21 protein-coding genes are annotated in these 19,475 nt (G+C 59.5%); 9 read left to right on the forward strand and 12 right to left on the reverse strand.

Annotation, left to right across the window (positions count from 1 at the left end; genetic code table 11):
* Positions 1 to 70: 70 nt before the first annotated feature.
* The 3 genes from AAIH70_RS23160 to AAIH70_RS23170 all read right to left on the reverse strand — a co-directional run bounded on the left by AAIH70_RS23160 (position 71) and on the right by AAIH70_RS23170 (position 2,302).
* Positions 71 to 985 (reverse strand): c-type cytochrome, encoded by a 915-nt coding sequence (locus AAIH70_RS23160; protein WP_132278421.1) that lies wholly within the window; start codon positions 983 to 985, stop codon positions 71 to 73.
* A gap of 60 nt (positions 986 to 1,045) precedes the next feature.
* Positions 1,046 to 1,486 (reverse strand): c-type cytochrome, encoded by a 441-nt coding sequence (locus tag AAIH70_RS23165; protein WP_132278419.1) that lies wholly within the window; start codon positions 1,484 to 1,486, stop codon positions 1,046 to 1,048.
* A gap of 180 nt (positions 1,487 to 1,666) precedes the next feature.
* The gene (locus AAIH70_RS23170; RefSeq protein ID WP_132278417.1) at positions 1,667 to 2,302 is read right to left on the reverse strand and encodes a LysE family translocator; all 636 of its coding nucleotides are present in this window, start codon (positions 2,300 to 2,302) and stop codon (positions 1,667 to 1,669) included.
* A gap of 128 nt (positions 2,303 to 2,430) precedes the next feature.
* On the opposite strand from AAIH70_RS23170, the gene AAIH70_RS23175 reads away from it, so the two are divergent.
* Entirely contained in the window at positions 2,431 to 3,114 is a 684-nt protein-coding gene (locus AAIH70_RS23175) for a helix-turn-helix transcriptional regulator (protein ID WP_132278415.1), read from the forward strand.
* A 33-nt stretch (positions 3,115 to 3,147) separates the two neighbouring features.
* On the opposite strand, the gene AAIH70_RS23180 is transcribed toward AAIH70_RS23175, so the two are convergent.
* The 3 genes from AAIH70_RS23180 to AAIH70_RS23190 all read right to left on the reverse strand — a co-directional run bounded on the left by AAIH70_RS23180 (position 3,148) and on the right by AAIH70_RS23190 (position 5,662).
* Complete coding sequence (locus AAIH70_RS23180; RefSeq protein ID WP_132278413.1) at positions 3,148 to 3,765, reverse strand: cytochrome b; 618 nt, start codon at positions 3,763 to 3,765, stop codon at positions 3,148 to 3,150.
* Between the two features lie 315 nt (positions 3,766 to 4,080).
* On the reverse strand, positions 4,081 to 4,947 hold the full coding sequence (locus AAIH70_RS23185) for a metallophosphoesterase (RefSeq protein WP_245519306.1): 867 nt from the start codon (positions 4,945 to 4,947) through the stop codon (positions 4,081 to 4,083).
* A 112-nt stretch (positions 4,948 to 5,059) separates the two neighbouring features.
* Entirely contained in the window at positions 5,060 to 5,662 is a 603-nt protein-coding gene (locus tag AAIH70_RS23190) for a superoxide dismutase (RefSeq protein ID WP_132278411.1), read from the reverse strand.
* 11 nt (positions 5,663 to 5,673) lie between these two features.
* Here AAIH70_RS23190 and AAIH70_RS23195 point away from each other — a divergent pair, with 11 nt between their 5' ends.
* The 8 genes from AAIH70_RS23195 to AAIH70_RS23230 all read left to right on the forward strand — a co-directional run bounded on the left by AAIH70_RS23195 (position 5,674) and on the right by AAIH70_RS23230 (position 11,896).
* A complete protein-coding gene (locus AAIH70_RS23195; RefSeq protein WP_132278409.1) occupies positions 5,674 to 5,877 on the forward strand; it encodes a hypothetical protein in 204 nt (67 codons plus the stop codon).
* Between the two features lie 51 nt (positions 5,878 to 5,928).
* Positions 5,929 to 6,276, forward strand: a complete 348-nt coding sequence (locus AAIH70_RS23200) for a hypothetical protein (protein ID WP_132278408.1) — start codon at positions 5,929 to 5,931, stop codon at positions 6,274 to 6,276.
* A gap of 72 nt (positions 6,277 to 6,348) precedes the next feature.
* Complete coding sequence (locus AAIH70_RS23205; RefSeq protein WP_132278406.1) at positions 6,349 to 6,750, forward strand: c-type cytochrome; 402 nt, start codon at positions 6,349 to 6,351, stop codon at positions 6,748 to 6,750.
* A gap of 122 nt (positions 6,751 to 6,872) precedes the next feature.
* A complete protein-coding gene (locus tag AAIH70_RS23210) occupies positions 6,873 to 7,598 on the forward strand; it encodes a hypothetical protein (protein ID WP_132278404.1) in 726 nt (241 codons plus the stop codon).
* Positions 7,599 to 7,726: 128 nt separating this feature from the next.
* Positions 7,727 to 9,469, forward strand: a complete 1,743-nt coding sequence (locus AAIH70_RS23215) for a putative bifunctional diguanylate cyclase/phosphodiesterase (protein WP_430035803.1) — start codon at positions 7,727 to 7,729, stop codon at positions 9,467 to 9,469.
* Positions 9,470 to 9,613: 144 nt separating this feature from the next.
* Positions 9,614 to 10,231 (forward strand): alpha/beta hydrolase, encoded by a 618-nt coding sequence (locus AAIH70_RS23220; protein WP_132278402.1) that lies wholly within the window; start codon positions 9,614 to 9,616, stop codon positions 10,229 to 10,231.
* 123 nt (positions 10,232 to 10,354) lie between these two features.
* Positions 10,355 to 10,870, forward strand: a complete 516-nt coding sequence (locus tag AAIH70_RS23225; protein ID WP_132278400.1) for an RNA polymerase sigma factor — start codon at positions 10,355 to 10,357, stop codon at positions 10,868 to 10,870.
* Positions 10,871 to 10,957: 87 nt separating this feature from the next.
* Entirely contained in the window at positions 10,958 to 11,896 is a 939-nt protein-coding gene (locus AAIH70_RS23230) for a FecR family protein (protein WP_132278398.1), read from the forward strand.
* 6 nt (positions 11,897 to 11,902) lie between these two features.
* On the opposite strand, the gene AAIH70_RS23235 is transcribed toward AAIH70_RS23230, so the two are convergent.
* The 6 genes from AAIH70_RS23235 to AAIH70_RS23260 form a co-directional block, all read right to left on the reverse strand.
* Positions 11,903 to 13,357 (reverse strand): M20 family metallopeptidase, encoded by a 1,455-nt coding sequence (locus AAIH70_RS23235; protein WP_132278396.1) that lies wholly within the window; start codon positions 13,355 to 13,357, stop codon positions 11,903 to 11,905.
* A 130-nt stretch (positions 13,358 to 13,487) separates the two neighbouring features.
* Positions 13,488 to 15,032 (reverse strand): ABC transporter substrate-binding protein, encoded by a 1,545-nt coding sequence (locus AAIH70_RS23240; protein ID WP_132278394.1) that lies wholly within the window; start codon positions 15,030 to 15,032, stop codon positions 13,488 to 13,490.
* Between the two features lie 30 nt (positions 15,033 to 15,062).
* Positions 15,063 to 15,905 (reverse strand): serine hydrolase, encoded by an 843-nt coding sequence (locus tag AAIH70_RS23245; protein ID WP_132278392.1) that lies wholly within the window; start codon positions 15,903 to 15,905, stop codon positions 15,063 to 15,065.
* 13 nt (positions 15,906 to 15,918) lie between these two features.
* Entirely contained in the window at positions 15,919 to 17,553 is a 1,635-nt protein-coding gene (locus AAIH70_RS23250) for an ABC transporter ATP-binding protein (protein ID WP_132278390.1), read from the reverse strand.
* On the reverse strand, positions 17,550 to 18,368 hold the full coding sequence (locus AAIH70_RS23255) for an ABC transporter permease (RefSeq protein ID WP_132278388.1): 819 nt from the start codon (positions 18,366 to 18,368) through the stop codon (positions 17,550 to 17,552). The genes AAIH70_RS23250 and AAIH70_RS23255 overlap by 4 nt, the downstream gene beginning before the upstream one ends.
* Positions 18,365 to 19,309: an ABC transporter permease gene (locus tag AAIH70_RS23260; RefSeq protein WP_132278386.1), complete on the reverse strand. Its 945-nt coding sequence runs from the start codon at positions 19,307 to 19,309 to the stop codon at positions 18,365 to 18,367. The genes AAIH70_RS23255 and AAIH70_RS23260 overlap by 4 nt, the downstream gene beginning before the upstream one ends.
* Positions 19,310 to 19,475: the final 166 nt, after the last annotated feature.

Raw genomic sequence — 19,475 nt, forward strand, 5'->3', positions numbered from 1 at the left:
GCTTTTGCGAGTGTCAAGACACGGCTGCGCTGCAACCGCCGCGCAATACATGGTCATTTGCTGGCACCGTTCAGCGGCCCGGCACAGCCTTCAGATAAGCGGCGATCGCCTCAAGGTCGCTTTTCGGCAGATGCGCGATATTTTTCTGCACCTCGACCATCGAGCCGCCGACACTGTCGAAATCAGGCGTAAAACCGGTCTCGAGATAGTTGACGATCTCGTCTTCGCTCCAGGCACCGATCGCCTCCGAGCCAGAGGTGATGTCGGGTATGCGGCCCTCGCCTTCCGGGTTGGGACCGCCAGCCAGCCAGGCACCGGCCTCGAAACCGCCCAGAGCATTGCGTGGTGTGTGACATTCTCCGCAATGACCCGGCCCTTCGACCAGATATTGGCCACGCTTCACCTGCTCGGACGGATTGGCAAGAGCAACACGCGGGGTATCGTCGAAATAGAGAAACTTCCAGCCGCCGACGGCAAGCCGGATGTTGAAGGGGAACGGCAGATCATGAGCCGGCGCGACATTGGAACTCGCTGGCAGTGATTTCAGATATCCGAACAGGTCGTTGACGTCCTTCGGGGCGAGACGCGCATAGGAACCGTACGGGAAGGATGGATAAAGATGTTCGCCCTTTGGTCCGACGCCACGCGTTATCGCGTTGCCGAACTGAGCCAGGCTCCAGCTTCCTATCCCCGCCTGTGGGTCGGATGAAATATTGGGGATATGAAACGTGCCGAAATCACTCGGCAAAGCGCGTCCACCGGACATGATTTTCAGCGCATCGCCTTCGGCACCCGGTGCCGCATGGCAGCCGGCGCAACCACCTGCCCAGAACAGTTGTTCACCATTGGCGAGATCCGGATTGCCGAGATTGGCCCAATGGCTTTCCGGTTGCGGATCGGGCGCTGTCAGGGCGTAAGCCGCGCCAAGACCAGCCGCGCCTGCGACCACGACTGCCGCCACGATCTTCGTGAAGGTCGATGCCATTCCACTCTCCTGCCACAAGGCGTCACGGCAGCCGGACGAAAGACCGGCCGCCGTTTTACATCAACGCTTCAAACGGTAGGTCTGGTGGCACTGGCCGCATTCGGCACCCAGCGTCTGCATGGCGTTCATGACGCCGGCAACATTGGTGGGCGCAGAAGCCAGAACGGCATCCGCGTCAGCCGCGAGCTTCAATGCCTTTGCGCGAAAATCCGATGGATTTTCCCAGATCTTTGGCGAAGCCTCGGTGTCGTGACCGGTTTCACTGCCGACCGGGAACTGGTCCGGGAAAGCCTTGGCGGATGTGCTGATAGTGGTCAGCGCAGCCTTCACTGCTTCAGCATCGAACGGCTTCTGCTCCTTGGCGATGGCGGCAAGCGCGCCCATGGAGCCGCCGATGGCCTTCATACCGGCCTGACGGTCAACCTGCGGCTCGGCAGCAAAAGCCGAACCGAAGCCAAGACAGAGCGCCACGGCCGAAGCGGCCAGAATTTTGATACGCATTTGAAATCTCCCGGTTTTATCGGCCCGCATCACACGCAGCCGAAAGATCTGCGCCGGGAGAATGACAAGCTCAAGCGACGGAAAGAAGTCACGTTTCCGTCAGGTCTGCGCAGATACATGCCGTCTTCGACGACACTGCGTTCACCATCTGAATACGCCCAACCCACTCAAGTTAGCCGGTCAGCCGATTTCGACAGCCTCCCACAGCGTGAGGGCAGACACGACGACCAGCAGAAGACCGGAAATACGCCCGACCCAGATGGTGACGGCCGGATTGCCGACCAGCGCCGACTGCGCCCGGCCCGCAACAATGGCAAGCCCACCGTAAACGGCAAGCTGCGTTGCCGCCGTCATCGCCGCCATCACCGCGGCCTGTGGTGCCAACGGCCCGAAATCGGGACGAAGAAACTGCGGATAGATGGCCAGCATGAAAAGATAGGCCTTTGGGTTCATCAGGCAGGTGACGGCACCACGCCTGAAAGCCTCCCATTGCGAACGCGTATCGGCAGGACCGACATGGTCGACGGTGATGGCGCTGCGGATCAGAGTGAAGCCGATCCAGGCCATGTAGAGCGCGCCGACGATCAGCAGCGGCTTGAATAGCACAGGCAGCAGATTGGCCAGAAGCCCGACACCGAGCGCGCCATAAAGCGAGTGAACGAGGCCACCCAGCATGATGCCGGCCGTGGCCGCCAAGCCCGATGCCCTACCGCAGGTCAGCGAATTGGCAAGAACGAAGATCATATCCATGCCCGGCACGACGATAATGCCAAACAGAAGCGTGAAAAAGAGCCAGAGGTTTTCCGTATAGGTCATGTCAGTAGCCACCCTTGTACCTGTGCAGCAGAGGCTTTCAAAAGCCTTGTCTCACCGTGCGATTTTCGGCTCTATACGATTTCGCTCCTGACAGCGTTCTGTCAGGAGCGACGGGGAGAGGCAGAAAAATGCGCAAGGCGTCGCGCCTGTTCGAGATCATCCAGATCCTTCGGCTTGCCAAGGGACCGGTGACGGCGGCAACGATTGCCGAACAGCTGGAAGTGACGGTGCGCTCGATCTACCGGGACATCGCCGCATTGCAGGGCATGCGGGTGCCGATCGAGGGCGGACGCGGTATCGGCTACATCCTGCGACCCGGCTTCACTTTGCCGCCTTTGATGCTGTCGATCGAGGAAACCGAGGCGATCGTGGTGGCGCTTGCGCTGCTGGAGCGCACCGGCGACCAGGGATTGAGACAAGCGGCACGGCAGGTGAACCGCAAGATTTCGGCAGTCGTGCCGCAACCACTTGCCGGCACATTCACCACCAATGCGCTTCATGCCTGGGGCAGCTCCGCCCCTGCGCCGGAAGGAGTGGATCTGGCCCTGCTGCGGCAGGCCATTCGCACCGAACAGAAGCTGCATCTTTGCTATCGCGACGAGCACGGACAGCAAAGCGACCGGACGATCCAGCCGATTGCGCTGATCTATTATTCGCAAACCGCCAATATCGTTGCCTGGTGCGAGTTGCGCGCCGCGATCCGCAATTTTCGCACCGACCGGGTGGCGGAGTGTCGCCCGGTCGATGCTTTCTTTATCGGCGAAGGTGACCGCTTGCGAAAACTCTGGACCGATGGCTGGCAAAGCCAGTGATCCGTCGCAGGCGCCACGTCAGCGGTCGTGCCATCAATCCTTCGCGTGATTGTTCGGCATCATCGATTCGATCGTATCGTCCTTGTCGATGAAATGGTGCTTCAGCGCGAAGGCAAAGTGACCGGCGACGACGATCAGCAGCGCCCAGGACAGGAACCAGTGCGCCGTGACGAGGTAAGGCGTCAGCTCCGGATTTTTGCCGCCGAGGCCCGGAATGGTGAACAGGCCGGCGACCGGGATCGGATAACCTGCCGACGACGAATTCCACCAGCCGGAAAGCGGCACTGCCACCATCAGGAAATACAAGGACCAATGGCCCATATGCGTGGCGAGCTTCATGATCGACGGCATTTCGCCAAGTGGCGGCGGGCTGTGGAACAGCCGCCAGACGATGCGCAACGCGATGAGGAACAGCGTCGTGGTGGCAATATTCTTGTGCAGCGTAATCGCCCAGACTTTCTGTGCGGTCTCGATGTCGTTGACGCCGTAATGCAGCATGGCGCCGCCGTAATAGCCGATGACCCACGCGACGATGATGATCGCCGCCATCAGCCAATGAAAAAATTTCGAAGTCGGATTGAAGTTGCGGACCTTTGGAGCGCGGGCGGTCGCCGTTCTTTCGATGGTCCCCGTGTCTAGCGTGCTGGCCATATCATGCCTCTCGGACAGAGTGATAACGTCATCAATAAATCTCTTGCTCAGGCACCGCGAATGAATTGATCTTTGATAAAATTCACAAAAATCAATATTGATGCCATTTATTACTTACGAAATCAAAATAGAATTATATCTAGTCTCTCGACAACGGTGTCAAAAGGTCGCTGACATCTGTCAATTACATTAAAGAACGGTCGGAGGGCAGATTACATACACAAGCGATGACAGATCCGCTCATTCAGGCAGATGGAATCGGTCATTGCAGGCCAAAATCTGGCGTCATGAAGCGATAGCGAATGCGCTCGCCTGTTAGAGCGGCAGGATGCGGCTTTCTTCGCGGCCGTGGCCGATGATTTCGATGCGGTCGGCAAAAATTTCCATCACCGCAAACGCGTTTTCGTCAGGCGTGTCGACCATGCCCTTGAAATTGACGAACCAGCTTTTCCCGAGTTGACCGAGATTGCCGGTATGTTGATGGCCGTTCAGATAGGCCACGACATTGCTGTAGGACGCAATCAGCGCCGCCACTTCGGCACTGTCCCAGAGATTGTGGTCACCATCCGGGTAAAGCGGATAATGCCCCATGATCACGACCTTCTCGCCATCCCAGGCGGCATGATCGAGAACATTGCGCAGCCATTCGAACTGGGTGCGACTGATACCGGCATTCCAGTCCTTGGCATTGATCGCGCCATCTGCCTCAAGCCGCGCCAGACGATCACCTGCCTGCGCCCGCCGATCGGGATCATGCGCGGTGGCAAACAGACTTTCCTCGCAGCTATCGAGGATAACGAAACGAAAGCCATCGCGTGCAAAGTGGTGATACGGCGCTGGCATGCGCAGCTTCTCGTGAACCTTCGGCAGATGTTCCGGCTCGACAAGAAAATCGTGATTGCCGGGCAGGAAAATGCAGTCGTGTCGTGAATTGTCAAAAAGCGGCAGGACCTCGTCAAAATTCTCCCAGCCGCGATCGATCAGATCACCGAGTGTCACGATGAAGGCCAGATCCTCGCCATCCAGAACATCAAGCGCCTGCGCGATCTTGGCCTTGCTCGCCTGATAGTGGCGGTTCAGCGTGGGACGTGGCGGAAGCGGTGCATATTGGGGATCGGCCAGAACACCGAAGCGGATGAGAGGATTTTCACGGGACATGCGCGGGAGATATGACGAACGCATGACAGGCGTGTGACGGCGGCGATTTGCGGCCGGCAAGCGAACATCCCGACCAATAAAAAACACCCGGCACCTTGCGGCACCGGGTGTCCATGAAACTCAGAAATCCGAAAACTTACTTAGTGGCAGCTTCGTAACGCTCCAGGACGTAGTCCCAGTTGATCAGGCTGTCGACAAAAGCTTCGAGGTACTTCGGACGGGCGTTGCGGTAGTCGATGTAGTAGGAATGTTCCCACACGTCGACGCCGAGGATCGGCGCTGCGCCGTGAACCAGCGGGTTTTCGCCGTTCGGGGTTTTGGAGATTTCAAGCTTGCCATCCTTGACGGACAACCAGGCCCAGCCGGAGCCGAACTGCGTGGTGCCGGCAGCGATGAAATCAGCCTTGAACTTGTCGTAACCGCCGAGGTCGGAAGCGATCGCGCTTTCCAGCTTGCCGGGCAGCTTGTTGCCGCCGCCATCCTTCTTCATCCACTTCCAGAAATGGACGTGGTTGTAGTGCTGGGCCGCGTTGTTGAAGAGGCCGGCATTGGTGCCGAACGACTTCTTGACGACTTCTTCCAGCGAAAGGTCGGCAAGACCGGCTTCAGCGGCCAGCTTGTTGCCGTTATCGACATAGGCCTTGTGGTGCTTGTCGTGGTGATACTCGAGTGTTTCCTTCGACATGAAGGGCACGAGAGCCTCGTAATCATAAGGGAGTTCTGGAAGTTCAAAAGCCATGATCTTACTCCTTGGGCAAAAACAAGCTGGGTGAAGGTGAGCGGGAACATAGGTGTCTGGCGGCACCGTGGCAACGGTTGCGAGACCAAAATTCTGGCAAAAATCAATGCTCCGGCGGTGTATCGTTCTTTCGTAACGCCCGTTCGTGGAACATCGTTCCCGGCTTTGTCGGTGCGGCCGCAATCACCGCCAAAATCCTGCACGCCGCCACGTGATTGCCGCACAGTCATGGCAATGACGGCAACCCGAATGGAGGATGTGATTCGATGAAAATTGCCTTTTCGGCTTTGTCTGTTCTGGCCGCCACGCTGGCCTTCACCTCGCCCGTCCATGCCTCTTCTGACGGAGCCTGGGCCGAGTTTGCGGCCTCGGTCGAAAAGGCCTGCATCAAAACCGCCGCCAGCCAGATTGAAAAAGGCCGCGCCGTTGTCGATCCCTATGGCAGCGAGAAATACGGAATGGCCATCGTCACAGGCCGCCCCAGCGGCGTGCCGAAAACAAAGAAAATCGCCGATATCAGCGTCATTTGTGTCTACGACAAGAAGACAAAACTGGCCGAAGTCGGTGGTGAAATCGAGATCGGCAAGGTGACGGCAGCGCCCAAGTCGCGCTGACCGGCCTGTGATCAGTTGATCAGATGGCGCGGCATCTCGACGTACCGCTCTCCACGCGGTAGGTCGGATTGCATGATCGCCGCATATGAAAAAACCGCCAGACCACTCTTTTCCGCGTTCCTGTTCCCGGCGGCGCTGGCATTTTCCCAGCCAGCGTCGGCACAGGACGCAGAACACGGTCGACAGGTCTATCGCGTTTGTCTGCCCTGCCATGTGCCGGACGCCTATACCAACAAGCTCGGCCCCTCTCTGAAGGGCGTTTTTGGCCGCACAGCCGGCAGCGTCGCAGGGTTCCGCTATTCTCAGGCGATGCGCGACGCCGGTGCCGGCGGGCTTTTCTGGGACGAAAAAAACCTGTCGGAATTTCTATCAAGCCCGAAGGGAAAGGTGCCGGGCACCAGCATGCGTTTTTGGGGCTTTTGGAGTCAGTCGGAAATCGACGACGTCATCGCCTATCTGAAAACCATCCCCTGACGACCTTCAGCTTTTCGGCAAATCAAAAAAGGATTAGTAGTCAGCTTTGCGCATGGTTGCGCACTTATCAAAGGCATCATTGATTTTACGACTGGCGATTTGAATTCACGAAGGATATTTCAATGCTGGACGGAATGCATGATGACGCACATTTCCGAAGCGATCGTGCTGACGATCATTTCGATGACGCCGATGCGCTCCCCTCATCCGGATCGCTCGATGACCTTCTGGCCGAGTTGATCTCGCAAGCTCCGGAAATCTCGCTCTCCTCCATCACCCCGGCATTCGATAATCCGAGCGCAGGCTCGAATGATGCGGTCTTTCCCGAGGCCATGATTGTCGAGGCGGTGCGAACAGGCAGCGTATTGGCCGACGCAACCGTTGGTGAGCCGCTCGCAGCGGTGACACCGAAGCGCACGGAACCGGTAGCAATCGACGTTGCCGACACAGCTTTGCCTGAAGAACCGGAGCCGGTTTCGCAGGTGACCGCGGAGCCAATGCCAGTCCGCGTCTACAGCATCAGCGACCTGATGCTGTTCGAGCGCCTGACAAGCTATCGGCTGGTGGCACAGCGGCAGCTCTGGCGCTCGGTCGACAAGGAAGGCAACCGGGCAACGGCCGGCGACCGGCTTTTCACCGTTCTCGCCGAAGAAGCGTTTCAGCTGGCCGACAGACAGCGCCGCAACGGTCCCTCACCACATGCCGATCTGACTGTCAGGGATATTGCCGAGGCCATGAAGCCAATGCGCGCCATTGCTGCGCATCTGGGCGAACGCGGCCACCAGGCGGCTGACCGCCTTGAAGCCGTGCTGACGGCAGCGCTGAACTGGCACCGGCGCGCAGCCTGATCCTACTTCCGTGCCGCCGACGCTGAGCAGCCATCTTGAGCTGTTCGTTTGGCCTAAATTATTATATGCCTATTGCCTAATGTTTAAATTGTGCAACCTAGGATGTGGTTTCGTTCCGGGAGCATGGCATGGGCGACAAGGCGAATGAACATCCCTCCAGCGTGGCGACGCTGGCGGCTCTCGAAATGGCAATGGAGAATTTGCCGGTTGCCGTTGCGATCTTCGAGTTCGAAGGCAAGCCGGTTTACGCCAACCGTTGTTTTCGGCTGCTTCATGACATCGATAATCGCTGGGTCACCGGGCTTGAGACATTTACGGATCTGGTCGAAACAGACCGTATGTCCGACTGGAAGCAGGACCCCAAAACCTTCTTCGAAAACGTCCAGCGAGAACTGGCCGCGGGACGTAGCGTGCAGGCGCAGATCGAGGTTGGCGACAAGATCATCGCCGTGCATGACACGCTGCTCGATGGTCGCTACATACTGACCACGCAGCAGGATATTACCGCCCGCGTACAGGCGGAACAGCGCGTTTCCTATCTCGCGCATCACGATCCGCTCACCGATCTTCCGAACCGAACGCATTTTTCCGCGCGGCTGGCAAACCTGATCGAGGAAAGCCGGGTAACCCGGCGGAGCTTCGGCGTGTTGAGCTTCGACGTCGACCGTTTCAAGGATATCAACGATCTGTTCGGTCACAATGCCGGCGATATTGTCCTGACCGAACTGGCACTGCGGTTGAAACGCGTCCTTGGGCAGCAGGACATGGCAGCACGGCTGGGCGGTGACGAGTTTACGGTCATCAGCGCCGGCGAAGGCCAGCCGGAAGCGGTGACACGGCTGGCAGAAAATCTGGCGCAGGCGATGGAAGAAGAAATAGAGGTTGATGGCCGTTCGATTCGCGTGGGGTTGAGCATCGGCATCGCCATGTTTCCGCAGGATGGTGACGACGCCGTGACCCTGCTTGCCAATGCCGATGCAGCACTCTACCGCGCCAAGGCGGAAGGGCGTGGACGCTTCTGCGCCTTCAATTCCGGCATGGACCGGCGCATGCATGACCGCCGCGTCTTGCAGCAGGACCTGCGCCACGCCATAGGCCGCCGCGAACTGGCACTTCATTATCAGCCGCAGGCTTCGGTTTCAGGCGAAATTTTTGGCTTCGAGGCTCTTTTGCGTTGGCATCACCCGACCCGGGGTCTCATCACGCCAGACCATTTCGTGCCGTTGGCCGAAGAGAGCGGGCTGATCGTGGAAATTGGCCGCTGGGTGCTGCGCGAAGCCTGCCGGGAAGCCGCAAGCTGGCCGAACAGGCTGAAGATCGCCATCAACATTTCGCCGATCCAGTTCCGTCAGGAGGATCTTGTCAGCGATGTTCACACGGTTCTGCTGCAGACGGGCCTTGCGCCCGAGCGACTGGAACTGGAGGTGACGGAAGGGGTGCTGGTGCAGGATTTCGCCCGCGCCTTACAGATCCTGCGGGGCCTCAAAAGCCTCGGCGCACAGATCGCCATGGATGATTTCGGCACCGGTTATTCGTCGCTCTCCTACCTTCAGGCATTTCCCTTCGATACCATCAAGATCGACAAGTCCTTCACCGCAAAGCTCAACGCAGATTCGAGTGCCGATGAGATCGTTCGCGCGGTCATCGGGCTCGGCCGCGGGCTGAACATCCCGATCGTTGCCGAAGGCGTGGAAACGGAAGAACAGCGCGCCTTTCTGGAAGAGGCACAATGCCAGCACATCCAGGGTTATCTGATCGGCAAGGCCGAACCGATTGCCGAATATTCCGGGCTGACGGGCGCCGACCAGACCGCCGCTCCACCCGCTCCGCAGACGACATCGGCCACAATCACGCACCTGCGCCGTCGCTGAGCGCGGATCAGATCACCTCATGATGCGTTATCGTTGAACGGAGTGGTCACTGACCGCTCTCTATCGCGCGCCTTGCCTTTCATCGTAAACCACTGGTCAGGCAAGGTGCGGGTAGTCCGCCTCGACTGCACACAAGGTTTTATCATGACGGTTTCAAACAGCTCCTTCCTCGTCATCCTGCTGCATGGTGTCGGCTCCAACGGTGCCGACCTCGCACCACTCGGCAAAAGCTGGGCGCCGAGACTGCCCGGCGTCACCTTTGTTGCCCCGAATGCGCCCGAACCATCGAATTTCGGCTCCGGTTATCAATGGTTCAGCGTTGCCGGTGTGACCGAAGAAAACCGCCCTGCCCGCATCACATCAGCGCGCCCCTCTTTCGATGCGGTGATTTCCGGCATCGTTCAGGAACATGGCTTTGGCGACCGCCTTGATCGGGTCGTGCTGGTCGGTTTTTCGCAAGGAACGATCATGTCACTCGATGCCGTGGCGAGTGGCCGTTGGCCCGTTGCAGCCGTGATCGGCTTTTCCGGCAGGCTCGCAACCGAGAAGCCACTGACACCGGCAAAGGAAACAAAAATCCTGCTCGTGCACGGCACGTCGGACGGTGTCATCCCCTCATGGGAAACAGAGAAAGCGCAGACGGAACTGACTGCCGCGGGTCTCGACATAGAAACAGTGATCGAGCCCGGACTTGGACACACGATTTCGATCGGCGGTGCGGATCGCGCATGCGACTTCCTCGAAAAGCTGGTGAAGGGCTGAAGGCTGTCCGCTGACTTTCTGGTGTGACGAGATCGCAGCACGGAAATCAAAACATGACAAAAGCAGTAATATTTTGATTTTGCGAGATTGCCTTGGTCAAATCGGCCTGATAGTCGCTCGATCATGCAATCGGCCCTTACACCGGACCTGCTTGGCACTTTTCTAAGTCTGCGCAAGCGCCTGCTCTCCACCATTTCGCGGCTGGTGCATTCGCACGCGACCGCGGAAGATCTGGCACAGGATACGTTCCTGCGGCTATGGGAACGGCGCGCGGTATCCATCGATCCGGGGCATCTGCAGAATTACGTCCTGCGCACCGGCCGCAACCTCGCCATCGACTTCCAGCGCCGAGAACGGATCGCACCATTCGTGCACGGGATCGAGCATCTGGAGTTTGTCGCCGATACGGTGCCGACGCCTGAAGATACGGCAATAGCGCGACAGAAAGTGCAGGCGCTGTCTGCAGCCATCGAAGCTCTCCCCCCACGCGCGCGTCAGGTTTTCACCATGGCTCGTATCGATGGCCTGACCTATGTCGAAATCGGCAAGGCGCTTGGGATTTCACCTAAAACCGTGTTCAGCCATATGGTGACCGCCCTCGAAAAGCTGGATTCTTCCTGCCATCCGGATCAGGAATGACAAAGATCGGATAGCGACCAAGGTTTTTGGCATCGCTGATCGTATTACAGGCATGGATGGCTGCGGCGGGTGACGCACGGAGGCGCAATGGGCAACAGCACGCAGACGGAAATGCCGGACGGTGTCAGCGACAGCGTGGCGCACGAGGCCGCGACCTGGTTTGCACATCTGCTCGATCCGGCCACCCCGCAATCGGATTACGCCCGTTTTCGCCAGTGGCTGCAAGCGGACGAGCGCCACGCCATGGCCTATGCCCGGATAGAAAGCCTGTGGGGACAGGCGGCAGCGGAACCACGGCGGGCCAACGCCGGAGGCAATCGCCGTACATTCATAAAAACGGCCGGCGGGGTTCTGTTGCTGGCCGGTATCGGCACGGCCTGGACCTCGGGTGGCAGGCGGCCCGATTTTTCGACCGGAAAGGGTGAAATTCGCACCGTATCACTGCCCGACGGCTCAACCGCGGAACTGTCGGCCGGAAGTGCCATATCGCTGGATTTCCGCCCATCCGAACGCCATGTCATCCTGCATGCCGGCGAAGCCTATTTTACGGTGACACCGGACGCCGGGCGGCCTTTCGTCGTGGAAGCCGGCTCGCTGGAGGCAACCGCGCTTGGCACAGCCTATTCCGTTTCCATCGCGCCAGAACGGCTGAGCGTCGCCGTCACCGAGCACGATGTCCGCGTCGAGGCCGCCGGCCAGCGGCTGGAACTGCATGAAGGCGATGCCGTCGACTACGAAAACGGCAGGCTCGGCAAGGTCGTCAGGGAAGAGACGGAAGGGCGCCTCGGCTGGCGCAGCCGCCAGCTCGTTTTTCTGTCCCGCCCGCTCGGCGAGGTTATCGCGGAACTCAATCGCTGGCGTTCGGGACGCCTCATGGTGCTGGATCCGACACTTGCCAACCGACGCGTGACGGCGATCATCGACGTCAACGATATCAGCCGCATAGACCGCACGCTCGAACAGGGGCTGCCCATCACGCTGACGAGCTACACACCGCTGCTCACCGTCGTCTCCGAGCGCCGTTAGGGCATCTCATTTGACCTTCGGGGAATGAACCGCCGGCGAAATTTCCGCTGGAATTGGACATATATAGGCCTGTCCATCCGTCTTTTCCGCCCATTCCGCCTTGGCTGCCGCCAGAAGCTCCGGGGAAGTCATCAGCGAAAGGCCTGTCGTGGCAATCGCCTTGGCGGCATGCGCCATGGCCTTGTGAGCGCCGGCGCTTTTGCCCTGTGCCACCACCTGCCACGTATGCGGGTTGGTGCCGATCGCCCAGGTCGGCGTCCAGCATTGCGCCGTCGGCGTCACCCAGCTGACATCGCCGACATCCGTCGAGCCGGCACGAAAATGCGAATGGCCCTCGAACTCGCGCAGGCCCAGATGCAGCGGCGTCGCGCCATCGACCCTGGCATTGGAAAAGACGTCGCCCTTGATCTGGTAAAGCCGGATGCTGCTTTTGATCGCTTCTTCGGTAAACGTGTCCTGGATCGATTTGGCAAAATCGAGATCAGCCTCATCGAAAGCGATTGGTCCCAGCGCTACCATGTTTTCATGCATCGCGGTTTCGAGCGTGATGTTGGGCAAAAGATTGGTGGAAGCGGTGTCGAAGACGATCTCCACGTCCGTTTCGGTCATCATCGCGGCGCCGCGTGCCACCTTGTCGACGCGTTTGACGAGATCCAGTGCCTGCGGCATTTCAGGCGCCCGGATCAGATAGACCACTTCCGCCTGGGCCTGCACGACATTGGCGGCGCGTCCACCGGTATCGGTAATCGCGTAATGGACGCGGCAATCCTGCGGCATGTGCTCGCGCAGAAAATTGACGCCAACATTCATCAGTTCCACCGCGTCGAGTGCCGAGCGCCCGAGATGGGCCGCGTTCGACGCATGGGCGGCAACACCCTTGAAGCGGTAGAAATATTCGAGAACCGCAAGATTGTTGGTGGAGCGTACGCCGTTGAACGGGGCGGGATGCCAGGTCAGTGCCGTATCGACATCATCGAACAGGCCAGCGCGCACCATGAATGTCTTGCCGGAGCCGCCCTCTTCGCCGGGGCAGCCGTAATAACGCACGGTGCCGGCAATGCTGTTATCCTTCAGGTGGCGGGCAAGGGCGATGGCCGCCATCAGCGAGCCGACGCCCAGAAGATTATGGCCGCAGCCATGGCCGGTGCCACCGGAGGCAAGCGGCCGATGTTCGGCAATGCCGGCTGCCTGGCTCATGCCGGCCAGCGCATCGAACTCGCCGAGAATGGCGATCACCGGCTGGCCTTGGCCGAATTCGCCGATGAAGGCGGTCTCCATGCCGGCAACGCCACGCGTTACAGCAAAACCGTTGGCCTCCAGAGTTTCCGCCAGAAGACCGGAGGATTGTTTTTCGTCGAATTTCAGTTCGGCGAAATCCCAGATACTGTCGCTGAGGCTGGTAAATTGCGGTTTCATCTTCTCGATCGCCTCGGCGATCGAGGTCACGGCGTCGCGGTTCATGGGCGTCCTCGCGGTCTGTTTGCGCCCGTTTCAAGGCGCGTTTTTCCTGCCGGCAGTCAAACGGCCGGATCAGATATCGATTTGGGTTTGTGTGCCGCGCCGGCATTCACCGCCGGCGCGGTAAAAGCGATCAGTTGTCGACCGAAACTTCCCAAAGACGGGCGTTGGACTGCCAGACAGGCTGGCCTTTCAGCTTCTTCGTCGCGCCCCAGACATCGACCATGTCGTAAAGGAAGATGCCCGGCATTTCCTTCAGCATCAGTTCGTGAAACTCGTCAAAGATCTTCTGGCGCTTTTCCTGATCGGCCTCCGCGTAAGCGGCATTCATCAGCTCGACGGCCTTCGGATCGTCCCACATCAGCGAGGCGTTCTTGTCCTTGTTGCCGACATAGAAAGCATACATCAGGGCCGGATCGAGACGCGGCGCGACCGACTGCGAGATCACCTGATAATTGCCGAAGCGACGGCGATCGACCTGCGTGGCATAATCCAGCACTTCGATCTGCACGTTAAGGCCCGCCTGCTGCATCATCGCCTGCGCCATGACGGCAGCCGGGAAGCTCGGCACGTTGCCGCGCTTGTTGGCGATGATCGAGATCGGCTCGCCCTTATAACCGGCAGCCGCCAGTTCCTTCTTGGCCGCTTCGATATCGTAAGGCAGGCGCGTCTTCTGGGTGTCGTTGAAATAGACACTGTCCTGCGAAACCATCGAGCCATTCGCCTCGCCGGTGCCGTTGGATGCGGCAGCGACCAGTTCATCGAGATCAAGCGCCATAGCCATGGCGCGACGGACGCCCGGATTGCTGAGCAACTTGTCGCGCGTCTGGATGTAGAAGAGGTTCTTGCCGTTGTTGCGCGACACGATCAGCTGCGTCTTGTCGTTCGACTTGAATTCGGGGATCAGATCCGGCGAGATTTCGGCCGTATCGAGCACGCCGGATTCGAGACCGGCCTTCACGGTCGAGGCATCCGGGATGACCATGAACTTGATGCCGTCGGCCAGCGGCCGTTTCGAACCGACCATGCCATCCGGCTTGCCATCGTTTTGCGGAGAAACGTAATCAGCGAATTTTGCGAGGTGGATATATTCGCCCTTCTTCCATTCGTCCCACTGGAACGGGCCGGTGCCGATCGGCTTGACGAAGCTGCCATCGGCGGCAATCGAGTCCGGCGAGATCATGCCGGTATAACCGCATTCAGGCCGCGACATCAGGCCAAGGAAAACGGCGGAGGGCTTTTCCAGTGTAATAGAAACCGTTGACGCATCGACAGCCTTCACCTCCGATACCGGTGCAGCGCCGCCCTTGGCGAAATCGTTGAGGCAGGTCCATTTGGTCTCAGGCTTGAGATAACGCGTCCAGTTCCAGACGACGTCATCAGCCGTCAAAGTCTTGCCGTTGTGGAATTTCACATCCGTGCGCAGCTTGAACGTATAGGTCAGGCCATCGGCAGAGGTTTCGAAACTTGCGGCCAGAAGCGGTTTCACCTCACCGCTGTTGTTGTAGCCGACCAGACCTTCAACGATGTGCAGGATGACGCCATCGGTATTGCCGTCGCGGTTCACTCCGGGATTGGCGCTGCGCAGGTCGGAACTCTGCGCGATGGTGATGTCGCGCGCAGCAGAAATACTGGTCATAACAAGCAGAGCGGTGCCTGCCAGAAGAAGCTTTTTCATTGTTCTACCCTCTTTTGCTATTGTTGATTTTTATGACTGGAAACCGTTCCAGCAGGCCTGCGCCAGCCGGCCGATCGTTTCGAGCGAAACCGTATATCCCGGCGTACCATCGGCCATGACCTGCGGCACATCATCGGTATAGGCGGTGATGATGAAAAACGGCGCGCCCTTGTTGTAGACGATGCCCGCATCCATGCGCCCACGCTTGCCGCGACCGCTCTTGCTGGCAACGACAGCCTCGAATGGCAGGCGCGAGCGGATGCCGTATCGCAGAATCTGATGCTTCAACGTTTCCATGGCAAAGGCACACAGTTGCGCGCTGCATCCGAGTTTGTTCTGCGCCTCGGCGGAGGATTGCGCATCGAGAATGGTCTGCAGCAGAAGCACCTGATCGGCAGCAGAGGTGGTCGTCACCGTCGTCAGCGCATGATCGGCCGGCAGGGCAAGCGGCGGAATGAGAAAACGGTGATGGGTGTTGGCCATGCCAAGCGCCTTGCAGTAGCCGTCCACCTCTTCCAGTGTCAGCCGCTCCAGCACCATTTTCGTGCAGACATTGTCGCTCAGCGTCATCATGCCGGTGATCGCGTCGCGCAGCGAAATGACGATGCCCGGCGTCATGTAGCGGAACATGCCGCTGGCGACTTCCTTGGACAACCGCTCCTCATAGGTGACCGGCTCGTCCAGATTAAGCCGCCCTTCATGAGCCGCCTTGAGTGCAGCCATCATGATCGACGTCTTGCGCGTGCTGCCGGAGGGGGTCTCCTCATCTGCGCCGCGGCGAATTTCCTCGCCGGTCAGCAGATTGCGCACCATAAAGCGGGTGACAAAGGGCTGTGCATCGCAGATCGCGTACAGTTGCTCGGAAATGCTCATCGTGTTCATCCTGTTAAATGTCCTTTTCCAGACGCCATTTGAGCGTCACGCCACCACGCTCGTTCTGGTCGAGCGCCGGGATGGCCGAGAGGAGACGGCGGGTATAATCCTGTTGCGGATTGTCGAAGATCGCATCGCGATCCCCCTCTTCGATGATGCGACCGTCCTGCATGACAACGACACGATCGGCCACCTGCTCGACGACGCCGAGGTCGTGACTGATGAACAGGCAGGAAAAGCCGTAACGCTTCTGCAGATCGGAAAAGAGATCGAGCACTTGCGCGCGTACCGTCACATCGAGCGCCGATACCGGTTCGTCGGCGATCAGGAAACGCGGCCGGCGGGCGATCGCACGGGCAATGGCCACGCGCTGCCGCTGGCCGCCGGACAGTTCGTGCGGATAACGGCTGGCATAATCGGCGTTAAGGCCGACCTCCTCCAGCGTTTCCAAGGCACGTTTGCGCTTGGCGGCGCCATCCAGATCCGGCACGAGACGCAGGGCTTCCTCGACCAGCGCAAGGATGGTCATGCGCGGATCGAGCGAGGAATACGGATCCTGAAACACCATCTGGCAGTTCATCCGGTAATCCTGCCAGTCCTCGTCACGCGCGCGGCCCTGGAAACGGATCTGGCCTTCGTTTTCCTTCACCAGTCCTGCGATGGTGCGGCCAAGCGTCGTCTTGCCCGAGCCGGACCCGCCGACAAGCGCAACGACCTCGCCTTCATGGATATCGATGCTGACGCCGTGCAAAGCGCGCTTGGGCTTGGCCTTCTTCAGCAGCGACTTGCGGCCCGCATAATCGACGACGATGTTCTGGGCCGAGACCATGGGCTGTTTCGACATGTCGAGCGCACGGGCTTCACCGCGGAAGGGCAGCGAGGAGAGCAGCTTCTTCGTATAAGGGTGCTGCGGGGCATCCAGCAGATCTTCGGTGCGCCCCTGTTCGACGATCGCGCCTTTTTCCATCACGACGATGCGGCTGGTATAACGTGCCACCATCGGCAGGTCGTGGCTGATCAGCAGCACGGCTGTGCCTTCGGCGCGCGTCAGTTCCACCATCAGTTCCATGACATCGCGCTGGATGACGGCATCAAGCGCGGTGGTCGGTTCGTCGGCAATCAGCAGCGCCGGCTTCAAAAGCATGACGGAAGCCAGCATGATACGCTGGCGCATGCCGCCGGAAAACTCGTGCGGATAGGCGGCAAGCGCGCCTTCCGGCTCGCGGATGCCGACACGTTTGAGCATGTCGAGAATACGGGCGCGACGCTCCTCGGGCGAAAATTTCGTGTGGAGGATCAGTCCTTCCTCCAACTGCCGGCCGATCGTCATCGATGGGTTGAGCGAGGTCATCGGCTCCTGAAAGACCACCCCGACCTCGGCTCCGCGCAGGCGGCGCAAGTCCCTGTCCTTCATCTTGAGGACATCCTGCCCCTTGTAACTGACCGCTCCGCCGGTGACCTTGATGGCGGGCGGCAGAAGCGAAATCAGGGCGCGGGTGGCCAGCGTCTTGCCAGAGCCGCTTTCGCCGACGATCCCGAAAATTTCGCCCGCCGCGATGTCGAAGGAAATGCCTTTGACCACTTCGAGGCCTGTGTGGGCGACTTCGAGCGAGAGACCGCGAACGCTCAGCAGTGTATTGTCTGTCATTTCAGGCCTCTCATGCGCGGGTCGAGGCGGTCGCGAAGGGCGTCGCCGAGGAGGTTGATGCCGAGCAGGGTCAGCGCGATGCAGATGCCGGGGAAAAGGCCGAGCCAGACGGCCTGCTGGATGAACGGCCGGCCGGCGGCCAGCATGTTGCCCCATGTGGGCGCCGGCGGCGGCACGCCGAGACCGAGGAAGGAAAGCGCGCTTTCCGACAGGATGGCCCAGCCGAACATAGATGTGGCCAGCACCGTGATCGGCGCGAGGCAGTTGGGCAGGACATGACGGAACAGCGTGAACAGTTCGCCATTGCCCATGACCCGCGAGGCTTCGATGAACTCGCGCTCCCGCAGCGAGAGCACGGCACCGCGCACCACGCGGGCCATCGACGGCGTGTAGGCGATGCCGAGCGCAAAAATGATGCCGTACTGGTTGGCGCCGAAGACGGCGAGCAGGCCAAGCGCCAGAAGAATGCCCGGAAAGGCCAGAAGCGCGTTGTTGATGGCCATGATGACGCCATCGATCCAGCCGCGTGCATAACCGCTGACAAGGCCGATGAGTGTGCCGAAGATAGTGGCGAAACTGACGGTCAGAAAGCCGATCCAGACGCTGGCCTGCGCGCCGACCATCAGGCGGCTCAGCACATCCCGACCGAATTCGTCGGTTCCGAGCAGATGCAGGGCGCTCGGTGCGGCAAGACGGGCGGTGAAGGACAGCTTCATCGGATCGAACGGTGTCCAGACGAGGCCGAGGGCGGCACTGGCCAAAAGCACGGCGATCAGAATGCCGCCGATGAGGCCATTGAGACTGATCTTTTTCATTCGGCAACCACACGCGGATCAAAGAGAGGATAGAGCAGGTCGACAAGGAGATTGACCAGCACGTAGGACAGGGCCACGAACAGCAGGCAGCCCTGGATCACCGGGTAGTCGCGGGCAAAAATGCTGTCGACCATCAGGCGGCCGAGACCCGGTATGGTGAAGACCGTTTCGATCACCGCGATACCGCCCAGCAGATTGCCGAGGATCAGGCCGATCATCGTCCATGTCGGTCCAAAGGCGTTCTTGAAGGCATGCCGCCACAAAACGGCGCTTTCCGAAAGGCCCTTGGCGCGCGCGTGGGTGATATAGTCGAGCCGCAGCACTTCCAACGTTGAGGCGCGCGCCATGCGGATCAGCACGCCCGCCTCATGGATGACCAGCGTCATTACCGGCAACACGAGATAAAGCAGACCACCGACAACATTGTCCCCGATCGAGACATAGCCGAGAACGGGTAGCCAACCGAGCTTCAAGCCGAATAACAGCAGCAGCAACAGGCCGAGCCAGAAGGTGGGGATAGACAGGAGCACCGTTGCGGTGCCCACCAGCGCCAAGTCCGTCGCACTGTTCTGGCGCCACGCGGCGATGACACCGGCAGGCACGGCGATCAGGCTGGCCAGCAGCACGGCAATCACGACGATTTCGGCGCTGACCATGAAACGCGAGACGACGAGCGGCAAGACCTCCTCGTCATTGACGATGGAACGCCCGAAATCACCCTGCAGGACGTTACCGGCCCAGATGACGAATTGCTGCGGCATCGACTTGTCGAGACCGAGTTCGGTGCGCATTGCGGTAATCTGCTCCGGCTGCGCCATATCGCCCAGCATCAGGGCTGCGGGATCACCGGGAATGAAGCGGATCAGCGCAAAAACCGTGATCGAGACAAGCACGATCGTCGGCAGCGCCATCACAAGACGGCTCAGGATAAATCTCAGCATGTTTTCCCCACGATTGAAGGCGGACTTTCCATTTCCGCCAGCATCGGTTTCGTTATGCGAGACTATGATTGGATGACGACTGAAGCGCAATACTATGCGTTTTCGTCATACATCTATGCGCATCGAGAGATATGAAAGCACAATTAAAAATCGCATTCTCTAGGCT

The organism is Neorhizobium sp. BT27B, assembly GCF_050455485.1.
Classification (GTDB): domain Bacteria; phylum Pseudomonadota; class Alphaproteobacteria; order Rhizobiales; family Rhizobiaceae; genus Neorhizobium.

Coding starts and splice junctions, on each gene's coding strand:
- AAIH70_RS23175 (WP_132278415.1), top strand. CDS start 2,431: ATGCGCAAGGCGTCGCGCCTGTTCGAGATCATCCAGATCCTTCGGCTT.
- AAIH70_RS23190 (WP_132278411.1), bottom strand. CDS start 5,662: ATGGCTTTTGAACTTCCAGAACTCCCTTATGATTACGAGGCTCTCGTG.
- AAIH70_RS23200 (WP_132278408.1), top strand. CDS start 5,929: ATGAAAATTGCCTTTTCGGCTTTGTCTGTTCTGGCCGCCACGCTGGCC.
- AAIH70_RS23205 (WP_132278406.1), top strand. CDS start 6,349: ATGATCGCCGCATATGAAAAAACCGCCAGACCACTCTTTTCCGCGTTC.
- AAIH70_RS23170 (WP_132278417.1), bottom strand. CDS start 2,302: ATGACCTATACGGAAAACCTCTGGCTCTTTTTCACGCTTCTGTTTGGC.
- AAIH70_RS23185 (WP_245519306.1), bottom strand. CDS start 4,947: ATGCGTTCGTCATATCTCCCGCGCATGTCCCGTGAAAATCCTCTCATC.
- AAIH70_RS23225 (WP_132278400.1), top strand. CDS start 10,355: ATGCAATCGGCCCTTACACCGGACCTGCTTGGCACTTTTCTAAGTCTG.
- AAIH70_RS23250 (WP_132278390.1), bottom strand. CDS start 17,553: ATGACAGACAATACACTGCTGAGCGTTCGCGGTCTCTCGCTCGAAGTC.
- AAIH70_RS23240 (WP_132278394.1), bottom strand. CDS start 15,032: ATGAAAAAGCTTCTTCTGGCAGGCACCGCTCTGCTTGTTATGACCAGT.
- AAIH70_RS23210 (WP_132278404.1), top strand. CDS start 6,873: ATGCTGGACGGAATGCATGATGACGCACATTTCCGAAGCGATCGTGCT.
- AAIH70_RS23255 (WP_132278388.1), bottom strand. CDS start 18,368: ATGAAAAAGATCAGTCTCAATGGCCTCATCGGCGGCATTCTGATCGCC.
- AAIH70_RS23235 (WP_132278396.1), bottom strand. CDS start 13,357: ATGAACCGCGACGCCGTGACCTCGATCGCCGAGGCGATCGAGAAGATG.
- AAIH70_RS23230 (WP_132278398.1), top strand. CDS start 10,958: ATGGGCAACAGCACGCAGACGGAAATGCCGGACGGTGTCAGCGACAGC.
- AAIH70_RS23260 (WP_132278386.1), bottom strand. CDS start 19,309: ATGCTGAGATTTATCCTGAGCCGTCTTGTGATGGCGCTGCCGACGATC.
- AAIH70_RS23180 (WP_132278413.1), bottom strand. CDS start 3,765: ATGGCCAGCACGCTAGACACGGGGACCATCGAAAGAACGGCGACCGCC.
- AAIH70_RS23160 (WP_132278421.1), bottom strand. CDS start 985: ATGGCATCGACCTTCACGAAGATCGTGGCGGCAGTCGTGGTCGCAGGC.
- AAIH70_RS23220 (WP_132278402.1), top strand. CDS start 9,614: ATGACGGTTTCAAACAGCTCCTTCCTCGTCATCCTGCTGCATGGTGTC.
- AAIH70_RS23165 (WP_132278419.1), bottom strand. CDS start 1,486: ATGCGTATCAAAATTCTGGCCGCTTCGGCCGTGGCGCTCTGTCTTGGC.
- AAIH70_RS23215 (WP_430035803.1), top strand. CDS start 7,727: ATGGGCGACAAGGCGAATGAACATCCCTCCAGCGTGGCGACGCTGGCG.
- AAIH70_RS23245 (WP_132278392.1), bottom strand. CDS start 15,905: ATGAGCATTTCCGAGCAACTGTACGCGATCTGCGATGCACAGCCCTTT.